Source organism: Vibrio sp. St2, assembly GCF_947311885.1.
Lineage (GTDB): Bacteria > Pseudomonadota > Gammaproteobacteria > Enterobacterales > Vibrionaceae > Vibrio > Vibrio coralliilyticus.
This window is the reverse complement of sequence record NZ_CAMZNA010000002.1, coordinates 478,196-490,068: the sequence shown is the minus strand read 5'-3', so window position 1 is coordinate 490,068 and position 11,873 is coordinate 478,196. Positions and strand designations below refer to the sequence as shown.

The following is an 11,873-nucleotide window of genomic DNA, read 5'->3' as shown; positions in this document are numbered from 1 at the left end:
TAAAAAGGCGAACCCAGAGGTTCGCCTTTGATTTATCTGTATAGGAAAAATGAACTTAGTCTTCGTAGTTCTCGATGCTAGGACAAGAACAGATTAGGTTACGGTCACCATATACGTTATCTACACGGTTAACGGTAGGCCAGTACTTCCAAGACTTAGTGGCAGGTGAAGGGAAACAGCCAAGCTCACGCGAGTATGGGCGATCCCATTCTGCAGCAGAAAGATCAACTTGAGTATGCGGTGCATTAACCAGAGGGTTATTCTCTAGTGGCCATTCACCATTCTTCACTTTAGCCATTTCTTCGCGAATTGCGATCATTGCTTCACAGAAGCGGTCGATCTCTTCTAGATCTTCGGATTCTGTTGGCTCAACCATTAGCGTACCTGCAACAGGGAACGACATAGTTGGTGCATGGAAGCCGTAGTCCATCAGACGCTTCGCGATATCTTCTTCGCTGATGCCTGTTTCTTCTTTTAGCGGACGAATATCAATAATACATTCGTGAGCTACGCGGCCGTTCGTACCACGGTAAAGAACAGGGTAGTGAGGGCGTAGGCGCTCCATCATGTAGTTCGCGTTCAGAATCGCAACTTTAGTTGCATCTGTAAGACCAGCTTCACCCATCATGGCGATGTAAGCCCAAGAGATAGGTAGAATAGAAGCGCTGCCTAGGTCAGCTGCCGAGATAGCAAAGTCATCACCTTCAACACCGTTCTCGATGTGACCAGGAAGGAATGGCGCTAAGTGCGATTTCACACCGATAGGGCCCATACCCGGACCGCCACCACCGTGGGGGATACAGAAGGTTTTGTGCAGGTTCAGGTGAGAAACGTCAGAGCCGATGAAGCCTGGAGACGTCAAGCCAACCTGTGCGTTCATGTTTGCGCCGTCTAGGTAAACCTGACCGCCAGCAGCATGAACCATTTCACACACTTCTTTCACTTGCTCTTCGTACACACCGTGCGTAGAAGGGTAAGTGATCATAATGCTAGAAAGGTTGTCTTTGTGCTTCTCGATTTTTTCCGCTAGATCGTCGATATCAATGTTACCGTCGTCATCACATTTCACCACGACTACTTTCATTGACACCATAGATGCGGTCGCAGGGTTAGTACCGTGCGCAGAGCTTGGGATCAAACAAACGTTACGGTGACCTTCACCACGGCTGTCATGGTAGCGCTGAATCGCGATAAGACCCGCGTACTCACCAGACGCACCAGAGTTTGGTTGTAGTGAGAATGCATCGTAACCTGTGATTTCACACAGTTTCTCTTTCAAGTCTTTCGCTAGAGCTGAGTAGCCTGCTGCTTGTTCGATTGGTGCGAATGGGTGAATTGAGCCAAATTCAGGCCAAGTCACAGGAATCATCTCAGCCGCAGCATTCAGCTTCATTGTACAGCTGCCCAGTGGAATCATACCGTGCGTCAGCGAGAAGTCTTTGTTCTCAAGCTGTTTCAGGTAACGCATCATCTGCGTTTCACTGTGGTGCGTGTTGAATACTGGGTGAGTTAGGTATTCTGAAGTACGACGAAGTGCTTCAGGAATTGCCGCGAACTCGTTGCCTGCGATTTCAGAAGAAAGCGCGTTGATTTCTTCATTTACGCCGAATACGGCAAATAGTGCTTCGATGTCACCTGTTGTCGTTGTCTCATCGAAGCTCACACCTAGCTTGCCGTCTAGCTTACGTAGGTTGATGTCTGCCGCTTGTGCTTTCGCGTACAGCTCTTCTGTCTTACCAGCAGTGTTGATAGTAATGGTATCGAAGAAGCTGTTGTGCGCGAGCTCAAAGCCTGACTTAGTCAGCCCAGCTGCAAGAATAGCTGTCATGTGGTGAGTACGACGAGCAATAGTACGTAGACCTTCTGCGCCGTGGTAAACCGCGTAGAATGAAGCCATGTTTGCCAGTAGCGCCTGAGCCGTACAGATGTTTGATGTCGCTTTCTCGCGGCGAATGTGCTGCTCACGAGTTTGCATAGCCATACGTAGAGCTTGATTGCCCTTAGTATCGATAGATACACCGATAACACGGCCTGGGATTGTACGCTTGTGCTTTTCACGTGTTGCCATAAAGGCTGCGTGTGGACCACCGTAACCCATAGGTACGCCGAAACGTTGAGCAGAACCGATGACAACGTCTGCACCCATTTCGCCTGCAGGCTTCAATAGTGCTGATGCAAGTAGGTCAGTGGCTACGGCAACTAGAGTTTTGTTGGCTTGTGCTTTGGCGATGATGTCCGTTAGGTCGCGAACTTCACCCGTAGTACCTGGGTACTGTACCAGTGCACCGAAGACATCTTGCTCAGGAAGTGACTCAAGAGAACCGACTTGTACGTCAAAGCCGATGTATTTAGCACGAGTCTTAACCACTTCTAGCGTTTGTGGGTGAACATCGTCTGCGACGAAGAAGACGTTGCTCTTGCTCTTGCCCGCACGCTTACAAAGCGTCATCGCTTCACCAGCCGCCGTCGCTTCATCAAGAAGAGACGCGTTAGCGATATCCATTCCCGTCAAGTCCATCACCATTTGCTGATAGTTCAGCAATGCTTCTAGACGGCCTTGAGAAATTTCTGGTTGGTAAGGGGTATAAGCTGTGTACCAGCCTGGGTTTTCCAATACGTTACGTAGAATCACGTTTGGCGTAAAGGTGTTGTAGTAACCCTGACCGATGAACGTACGTTTAATTTGGTTTTGATCTGCGAATTCACGCATCGCAGCCAGCATGTCTGCTTCGCTCAATGCTTCAGCCATAGTCATTGGCTGTTCTAGGCGAATTTGAGCTGGTACGGTTTCGTCGATCAGTGCGTCAAGACTGGCAACATTGATCGCATCCAACATTTTTTGTTGGTCAGATTTATTTGGGCCGTTGTGGCGAGCAACGAACTCATTTTGTGTGCTGAGGCTTTGAAGTAATTCAGTCATTGTCCTTTACCTACTCCATCATTCGGGTATCGGATATCATTACTGATATAAATAATTATACGTCCGAACTTTGAAAAAAAGCTGCCTCCCGTTTGGGGGCAGCTTTAAACTCGCCCTAATTACTCGTCTTCGATCGAGTTTAGGTACTCTTCTGCGCTTTTCAGATTGTCTAGCTCTGATGCATCTGACATCTTCACTTTAACAATCCAACCGCCTTCGAAAGGTTCTTCGTTGATTAGCTCTGGGCTATCTTCTAACTCTTCGTTGATTTCTAGAATCTCACCAGTGATTGGCGCGTAGATATCTGAAGCTGCTTTTACAGATTCAACCAAAGAGAAGCTATCACCCGCTTCGATTTCTGCTTCAACTTCAGGTAGGTCTACGAATACAACGTCACCTAGCATTTCTTGTGCATGCTCTGAAATACCGATAGTTACTGTGCCGTCACCGTTGTCACGTACCCACTCGTGGCTATCTGCAAACTTCAGTGTGTTGTCCATTGCTTAATCTCCAAAAATATAACTTTGATTAAATTGTTTATTGGTAAAGTGGGTAGCGATTACACAGCGCTTTCACTTCTTTGCGAACGCGTTGTTCTACTTCTGCATCACCTTCAGGGTTGTTCACCAATCCGTCCAGTACATCGCCAATCCAGTTACCGATGAGTTTGAATTCTTCAGCGCCAAAGCCGCGGCTTGTCCCCGCAGGCGTCCCTAAACGGATGCCCGATGTAATCATAGGCTTCTCTGAATCGAATGGGATGCCATTTTTGTTACATGTGATCCCTGCACGCTCCAACGCTTCTTCTGCTTTATTACCTTTCAAACCCTTAGGACGAAGGTCAACCAGCATCAGGTGCGTGTCAGTACCGCCAGTCACAATGTCACAACCGCGAGTTTGCAATACTTCCGCCAGAACTTTTGCGTTATTGATCACTGAATCAATATAAGTATTGAATTCAGGGCCTAAAGCTTCACCGAAAGCGACGGCTTTAGCGGCGATCACGTGCATCAGTGGGCCACCTTGAAGGCCTGGGAATACCGCTGAGTTGATTTTCTTGATGATGTCTTCGTGGTTAGTCAGAATCATACCGCCGCGTGGGCCACGCAATGTTTTATGCGTTGTTGTTGTAACAACGTGAGCGTGTGGCAGTGGGCTAGGATGAGCACCGGTCGCAATCAGACCTGCGATGTGCGCCATATCAACCATTAGAATCGCATCAACTTCATCAGCGATTTCACGGAATTTTGCGAAGTCGATGGTACGAGGAATAGCACTACCACCTGCGATGATCATTTTTGGTTTGTGCTCAAGTGCCAGAGCACGAACGTCTTCGTAGTTGATTTCTAGTGAATCACGATCCACACCGTACTGAACAGCGTTGAACCATTTACCAGAAAGAGCAGGGCGCGCACCGTGAGTTAGGTGGCCGCCAGCATCCAGAGACATGCCTAGGATAGTATCGCCAGGTTGAAGCAGAGCGAGCTTAACTGCGCCGTTTGCCTGTGCGCCAGAGTGAGGCTGAACGTTAGCGAAATCGCATTTGAACAGCTGTTTAGCGCGCTCAATCGCGATTGCTTCTACGGTATCAACATGTTCACAACCGCCGTAGTAACGACGACCAGGGTAGCCTTCTGCGTATTTGTTGGTTAGGCAAGTGCCTTGAGCTTGCATCACTGCTTTTGAAACAATGTTTTCTGAAGCAATGAGCTCGATTTGTTCGTTCTGACGAGTGTTTTCCGCTTGGATACCTGCGAAAACCGCGTCGTCTGTAGCAGCAAGATTAGTCGAGAAAAAGTTCTCTAGGCTGTGATTTTGGTAAGTGTTGTTCATGGTAGATGACCTTCCATTCGTGCTAACGAGATTATTAATAGGGTTATCGCTCTCGTTAGTCCTCTTTCTATTTACTGCCCTCAAAAAACGAAGACAGGGTGAATTCTATACCCCTAAGCGATGTGTCAAATCTTGGGGAAAAGCCGAATCTCACTGTTAAATCACTTTATCAGTCAGTTCGGAAATAGCATCTCTACAACTAACAAGTTGGTAACATAGCGGTTGTCGAAGGAACAATCAACCAAAAATTTCCTATTGGAAACATGGTTTCTAAAACTGTTACCGAGAGCACGCTTTATTTCCTATTGTTATCTTTCCTCTCTGAATGGGTTCGTGCACAATGAAAATGGAACAGGAAGTGGACGTTTAATAAGAGGGAAGCATGCCCGAAGATATCTATGATGAGTACCCATCTTTGACTCTGGCAAAAGAGGCCGTCGATCAAAACATCGAACCCCTAAAATTGGGTGAGAGAATCAAGGATATTCGCGGTAAGTTAGGGATTACTCTTGAAGAGGCAAGTCAACGCACTGGTCTCGCTCGTTCGACCCTAAGTAAGATAGAGAATGAGCAGATTTCTCCTACGTTTCAGGCGATGCAGAAACTGGCGCTTGGATTGCAGATAGATATGCCTCAACTCTTTGAACCACCTAGAAAAAAGGTGGCAACAGGACGTAGGGATATCACTAAGAATAAGCAGGGAAAACCACACCCGACACCGACCTACGAACATGAGCTCTTGGCGACTCAGCTTTCCAATAAGAAAATGATGCCTTTTAAAAGCCAAGTTCATGCGCGAAACTTTGAAGAGTACGGTGATTGGGTACGTCATGACGGTGAAGAGTTTTTGCTGATTTTGTCTGGCTCTGTCATGTTCTATTCGGAGTTTTACGAGCCGGTAGAATTGAGTGAAGGTGACAGTGTTTACTATGACGCGAACATGGGCCATATGCTCATCTCAACCAGTGAGCAGGATGCCAATATTTTGTGGGTGACCGCTAAATAACGCGATTTATAAAGAATTTCGTATAGTGAAAGCAAACGTTTGCTTTTGCGATTTAGATGAGTACAATAGCGCCATCTCGGACTTAATCGGTCTGAGATGGCGCTTTCTTTTTGCTCCTTTGAATGTGAATATGATGTTAAATGTCACACTTTAGACTGTTCCCCTGCTGTTAATGGTGCAAAAATTCTCCACTCGTGTTTATTATTGGAAACAAGGTTTCCTTGAACGGAAAACGAACCTGATTAAATGGAGACAACAATGACTCAAGATCTACTCAAAACACCACTTCATACGCTTCACGTAGAAGCTGGTGCGAAAATGGTTCCTTTCGCAGGCTACGACATGCCAGTCCAATACAAACTGGGTGTAAAGAAAGAGCACTTACACACTCGCGACGCTGCGGGTCTTTTTGATGTGTCTCACATGGGACAACTTCGTTTGCACGGTGAAGGTGCCGCAGCGTTTCTTGAGTCGTTAGTTCCAGTTGACATCATTGACCTACCACAGGGCAACCAGCGCTATGCTTTCTTTACTAATGAAGAAGGCGGCATCATGGATGACCTAATGGTGGCAAACCTAGGCGACCACCTATTTGTTGTGGTTAACGCGGCGTGTAAAGAGCAGGACATCAATCACCTTGAAGCTCACTTACCAGCGGGTGTTGAGCTAGAGATCATCGATGATCGCGCATTGCTGGCTCTTCAAGGTCCTAAAGCAGTCGATGTGCTTAAGCGCTTCAACCCAGAAGTTGCCGAGATGCTATTTATGGATGTGAAGAAGTTAGACATCCTAGGTGTTGAGTGCATCGTTAGCCGTAGTGGCTACACAGGTGAAGACGGTTACGAAATCTCTGTACCGAACACGCATGCTGAAGAACTTGCGCAGAAGCTAACAGCGGAAGAAGAAGTGGAGTGGATTGGTCTTGGTGCACGTGATTCACTTCGGCTAGAGTGTGGTCTGTGCCTATACGGACACGATCTTGATACAACGACGACACCTGTAGAAGCAAGCCTTCTTTGGGGTATTCAGAAAATTCGTCGTGCAGACGGCGAGCGCGCTGGTGGCTTCCCAGGTGCGGATATCATCCTTAAGCAGATTGAAACTAAAGACGTATCACGTAAGCGTGTTGGTCTAGTAGGCCAGACGAAAGCGCCAGTACGTGAAGGTGCGGAGCTGTTTGATGCCGATGACAACAAAGTCGGTGTCGTGACCAGTGGTACCGCGGGTCCAAACGCAGGTAAGCCTGTCTCAATGGCTTATGTACGTGCAGATCTTGCAGCAATCGGCACTGAATTGTTTGCAGATGTTCGTGGTAAGAAACTGCCTATGACCATTGAAAAAATGCCATTTGTTCCTCAACGTTACTACCGTGGCTAATCTTTCAAAATAAACAGTATTTGATTGAATTTTAAAATCCGATATTGGGCGACCAATATCGGATTTTTACGTTATGAAGAGGGAGGATTAAGTTGGCTGCCTGAGGTAGGTTTTTGCTCAGTACGCCGAAATGCCAAACTCTCTTAATTTGGCTGGGAGAACATCGTCAAGTTTGTCGATGTCATCAGGCTCGACTTCAATCAAATCAAATTGATGTTGCTCGTATATTCGTTTGATGTCGGCTTTTTCGTTCTCGGGGAATGCTCCGGTATCACGGCCCCAATATTGCAAGTAGACTTTGCCCGTGGGCAGATAGAAATCGCTGAGGACATCTTCTTCAATAGGTAACTGACGGTCATAGGCGTGAACAATGCCATTCATATAGAGCCAGTTATCAATCTTCAACTCTGCTTTTGAGCGTACGTAGTGCCCGTCTAACGTGCGGTGCTTAGCTTCGAACTTTTGCCGAAAACTCGATATGGATTTGTCTGTTGCGTGAGCTTCAGCATCTTGGCCGGAAAATTCTATGACTGACTGTTTCAGACGTTTGTTGCGGATGATGGAGTCATGCCAGACAGCAAAGTGATTGCCACTTTCTTTGTCTTCTCTCTGGTAGCCACCCACTTTGAGACCATTAGCTGTGACTTCCCATCCAGCGTCCACCTTTTGCAACCACCCTAGCTCCTGAAGGAGTTGATTGATCTTCTTCGCATTGAGCGAGAAACGCTCGCCAATTTGGGTCGCACTCAAAGACTTACCACTCGTTGCGGCGGTATCTATCAGGAGGTTTTCTGGCCAGACGATAAACTGACCAAACTTCTGGTGCTGGACATACTCTCCGCCAAACTTTTCCCCGAGCTCCGTCAATACCCACGCATCCTCTGAGCGATTGATATAACCCGCCAGCTTAAGTTCCTGAAACAACTGCTTAGCGTCAGTTTGACGTAATTTTGCAAGTGCAGTCGTAGAGATTTTTTCAGCCATGTGTCCTCCTTTGCCAGTGTTACCAGCTTAGGGATATTGTTGGAGAAAAAGGTTATCTAATCAAGTAGATAGTCGCTGTTCTGATGGTGACTTATCAGAACAGCGCAGGATTAGGCTTTCGCGTGGAAGATAGCCATTGAACTAGGAGCGATGAGGACTTGCTTGTGATCTATGGTCTGATGCAACTCGTGATTGTCAGTATTGCACACCATGGTCCACTGTTGATGATTCTCGCTTGGCAAACTGAAGCGTGCTGGCGCGTTGGTTTGGTTGATACAGTAGAACAACTCATCACCTTGTTTGCCGATACCCAACTGAAGGGCAACCGAACTAAGCTGATTCCAATCGTCGTGCTCCATGAAGGTGCCGTCAATACGTCGCCAATGGATGCGATTGTCGTTTCTGTTCTCCCCACTGAATGCTCGAATAAATGGCACCATGTAAGTTTGTCGTGCCTGAACCATATTCGCTAGCCAGGTTTTAAACTCGTCTTTTTCATGAGAGGGCTGCCAATTTAGCCAGCTAAGCTCATTGTCCTGACAATAGGCATTGTTGTTACCTTTTTGGCTATGTGAAAGTACGTCAGCGGTCAGTATATGAGGAATACCAAAAGCGAATAGTAGGCTGGCCATAAAATTACGCTTTTGCTTCTCACGTTTTTCGATGATGCTTGGGTTTTCAGTGTCACCTTCAACGCCATAGTTATCGGAACGATTGTCCCCGTGGCCATCTCGGTTTTGTTCACCATTGGCCTCATTGTGTTTGTGACGGTAAGACACCAGATCCTGCATCGAGAAGCCATCGTGATAAGTTATGTAGTTAACGGTCAGCTTGTATGGCCAGTTTGCAGCGCTGTACAGGTCACGTGAGCCCATCAGACGCGTCGCAAACTCTTTCAGGTAACCTTGATCGCCTCGCCAGAAGCTGCGAGTAATATCCCGTAGTCGGTCGTTACATTCATTCCAGCCAAATGGGAAGTTACCCACTTGATAGCCGTTAGGGCCGATATCCCATGGCTCAGCGATAAGCTTTACCTCTTTAAGGACAGGGTCTTGAGCGACCGCTTTAAAAAAGCCAGAACTTGGATTGAAGTCTTCACCTTCTCTCCCCAAAGTTGCCGCAAGATCAAAGCGGAAACCATCGATTTGATACTCCTCAACCCAATACCTCAGGGTATCCATCACTAGATTGAGGGCTGGTTGGTAGGATAAGTCGAGAGTGTTCCCGCAACCTGTAAAATTCGCAAAATGCTCACCGTGCTTAAAGTAGTAACGATCATCCAGTGCTTTTAAGTTAAACACTGGGCCTTTTTCATCGCCTTCTGCAGTGTGGTTATACACAACATCGAGGATTACCTCTATACCATGTCGGTGAAGTTCACGAATCGCTGTTTTGAGTTCAGTTACTGCATCTTGATCAGCGTAGCGAGGGTCCGGAGCCATAAACACATAAGGGTTGTAGCCCCAGTAATTGACCTTATCCATCTTGAGTAGGTGCGGCTCGTGCATACAAGCGGCAATGGGCAACAGTTGTAAAGTATTAATCTGCTGCTCTTTGTAGAACGCAAGCATTGCATCGCTAACTAAACCAAGATAGCTCCCCTGGTATTGCGTTGGTACGTTGGGGTTTAGTTTTGAGACTCCTTTAACATGAGTTTCAAACAACACCATTTCTTCGCGCGGGCGATATGGCTTCTCTATGCCCTGCCAATCAAACTCATTTTGAATGACCACACATTTGGATAAATCAAAGCTCTTTGCTGAATTAAAAGGGGTTTCGTAAAAAAGTGGTTTATCCAGCGCTTTTGCATACGGATCTGAAATTAACCGAAGGTTATCTTCGTCACCAATTATAAAACCGTATCTTTGCCCAGCCTTAACTTCGGGAATAAAAGTGTGTTTTATCCCTGCATATTCATTGGTGAGTGAAAAGGTTTGGTAATTATTGTTTTCATCAAAAAGCGCAAGTTGGAGATCTTTATTCTTAGGTGCGTAAATCGCGAAGTTACAGCCTTCGTGATTCAACGTAGCACCAAGAGGATAGGGGCGAGAACAAGGCATCGTTAATATTTGGTATTAGTTTGTAATTTAGTAACTACAAGTAAGTAAATAGCTTTGTCGAAGAGACGTCAAGAACCTTATGTATAAAATAAAAATGTAATTTTATTTCATGGCGGAGATGTTTTTTTGTTTAAAAGGTGAGCTATGTGACATTTTGTGAGGTAGCTATAAAAGAATCTTATACCTCCTCCCCCTTATATTTGTGACATAAGCCTAATGTACGGCGTTCGGTTATTTTTCTCCTCCCTTCTCATCCCCCCAAAATAAGTTTTAGGTGGAGGAAGTCATTCTTGAACCTTATCGGTAATCTTGTCAGCAGTTGAAGCAAATGGGGTTTAGGCAAAATAGCTTAGCCCATCTTACCTCTCTTTTTGATGGGTTCTGTTCCTGCCTTTTCAGAGCGAATCAACGAGCGAGTTAAAAGAATAATAAACCCTAAATGGAGTTAAAAATGAAAAAAGTAAGTGTAATTGCTGCCGCAGTGGCTGCGACATTAGCTGCTGGTTCTGCTTTCGCAGTAGATTTCAATGGTTACTTCCGTGCTGGCACTGGTATCAGTGACAACACTGGTGGTGATGTCTCTGTAAGCAAAAACGGTATTGGTCGTCTAGGTAACGAAAACGACAACTACTACGAGTTTGGTTTTGCAGAAGAGCTAAAAACGGGTGAACAAACTTGGCGCGTTGAATCAATGATTGCACAAGGCAACAATGGTGCGAACGGCTGGGAAGATGGTGACTTTAACGTTGCTCAGTTTGCTGTAAAAGCAAAAGGTCTGATTGCATCAGATAAAGAAGCAACCATGTGGGCGGGTAAAACATACTACCAACGTAAAGATATCCACATCACTGACTTCTACTTCCTAAACACTTCTGGTACTGGTGGTGGTATTGAAAACCTTTCAGTAGGTAATCAGAAGCTTTCTGTTGCGATTATTCAAGACGGCGAAGTTACGACAAACGACGTAAAACAGTCTGCTGGCTACATTCTAGATACTCGTCTTGCAAACATTGGCCTTTGGGAAGATGCATCTCTTGAGCTAGCACTTGCTTACAACTTCTCTACAGAAACAGCTGCTGGCTCTGAGCCTGCAGATGACGGTCTACTAGCGTCTGCAATTATCCACCAAGGTATGTCTAACGGTTTCAACCAGACTGTGCTTCAATTTGGTACAAATGGTTACGGTACTCAAGTTGCTAACTTCGGCTCTGGCGCATACTACAAGCGTGGTAATGACTCGCAAAATGATGCATCTGGTTACCGCTTGATCAACTGGGGTGTAATGAACCTAGGTGAAAACTGGGAAATGGGCCATCAGCTAGCATATTTAGCTGGTAGCGACATCGGTAACGATACCACCTCTTCTAAGTTTGATGTTGACCAATACTCTGTAGTTGTTCGCCCTATGTACAAGTGGAACGACACAATGCGTACTATCTTTGAAGCGGGTGTAAACTCAGGTGAGAAGATCAACTCTGCAGGTACTGCGACTGAAGACTTCGGCAACACTAAACTGACTGTCGCTCAAGGTTGGGCGATGGGTGACAGCTTCTGGGCTCGTCCAGAACTACGCGTGTACGGTTCTTACATCACTGATACAGAAAACGACAACGCATTTGGTACAGGCGAAGATTCTGAATACGTTGTTGGTGTTCAGGTAGAAGCTTGGTGGTAATAGACAAATTACTGTCCT

At 46.2% G+C, this 11,873-nt stretch carries 8 protein-coding genes; 3 read left to right on the top strand and 5 right to left on the bottom strand.

Features of this window, described 5'->3' with window-relative positions; all coding sequences use genetic code 11:
• Nucleotides 1-55: 55 nt before the first annotated feature.
• The 3 genes from gcvP to QMA41_RS08660 form a co-directional block, all read right to left on the bottom strand.
• Nucleotides 56-2,920, bottom strand: a complete 2,865-nt coding sequence (gene gcvP / locus QMA41_RS08670; RefSeq protein WP_281629392.1) for an aminomethyl-transferring glycine dehydrogenase — start codon at nucleotides 2,918-2,920, stop codon at nucleotides 56-58.
• A 119-nt stretch (nucleotides 2,921-3,039) separates the two neighbouring features.
• Nucleotides 3,040-3,420, bottom strand: coding sequence for a glycine cleavage system protein GcvH (gcvH, locus tag QMA41_RS08665; protein ID WP_006961445.1), 381 nt, complete (start codon nucleotides 3,418-3,420; stop codon nucleotides 3,040-3,042).
• A gap of 37 nt (nucleotides 3,421-3,457) precedes the next feature.
• A complete protein-coding gene (locus QMA41_RS08660) occupies nucleotides 3,458-4,753 on the bottom strand; it encodes a serine hydroxymethyltransferase (protein WP_281629391.1) in 1,296 nt (431 codons plus the stop codon).
• Between the two features lie 382 nt (nucleotides 4,754-5,135).
• On the opposite strand from QMA41_RS08660, the gene QMA41_RS08655 reads away from it, so the two are divergent.
• The gene (locus QMA41_RS08655; RefSeq protein ID WP_006961443.1) at nucleotides 5,136-5,759 is read left to right on the top strand and encodes an XRE family transcriptional regulator; all 624 of its coding nucleotides are present in this window, start codon (nucleotides 5,136-5,138) and stop codon (nucleotides 5,757-5,759) included.
• Between the two features lie 258 nt (nucleotides 5,760-6,017).
• Nucleotides 6,018-7,136, top strand: a complete 1,119-nt coding sequence (gene gcvT / locus QMA41_RS08650) for a glycine cleavage system aminomethyltransferase GcvT (protein WP_021458255.1) — start codon at nucleotides 6,018-6,020, stop codon at nucleotides 7,134-7,136.
• A 117-nt stretch (nucleotides 7,137-7,253) separates the two neighbouring features.
• On the opposite strand, the gene QMA41_RS08645 is transcribed toward gcvT, so the two are convergent.
• The gene (locus tag QMA41_RS08645) at nucleotides 7,254-8,120 is read right to left on the bottom strand and encodes a glycerol kinase (protein WP_082315123.1); all 867 of its coding nucleotides are present in this window, start codon (nucleotides 8,118-8,120) and stop codon (nucleotides 7,254-7,256) included.
• A 110-nt stretch (nucleotides 8,121-8,230) separates the two neighbouring features.
• Nucleotides 8,231-10,180: a glycogen debranching protein GlgX gene (gene glgX / locus QMA41_RS08640; RefSeq protein WP_281629390.1), complete on the bottom strand. Its 1,950-nt coding sequence runs from the start codon at nucleotides 10,178-10,180 to the stop codon at nucleotides 8,231-8,233.
• A gap of 451 nt (nucleotides 10,181-10,631) precedes the next feature.
• Between glgX and lamB the strand changes: the two genes are divergently transcribed.
• Nucleotides 10,632-11,855 carry a maltoporin LamB gene (gene lamB, locus QMA41_RS08635; protein ID WP_019275956.1) on the top strand — a complete coding sequence of 408 codons (1,224 nt, stop codon included), beginning with the start codon at nucleotides 10,632-10,634 and terminating at the stop codon, nucleotides 11,853-11,855.
• The last annotated feature ends 18 nt before the right edge of the window (nucleotides 11,856-11,873 follow it).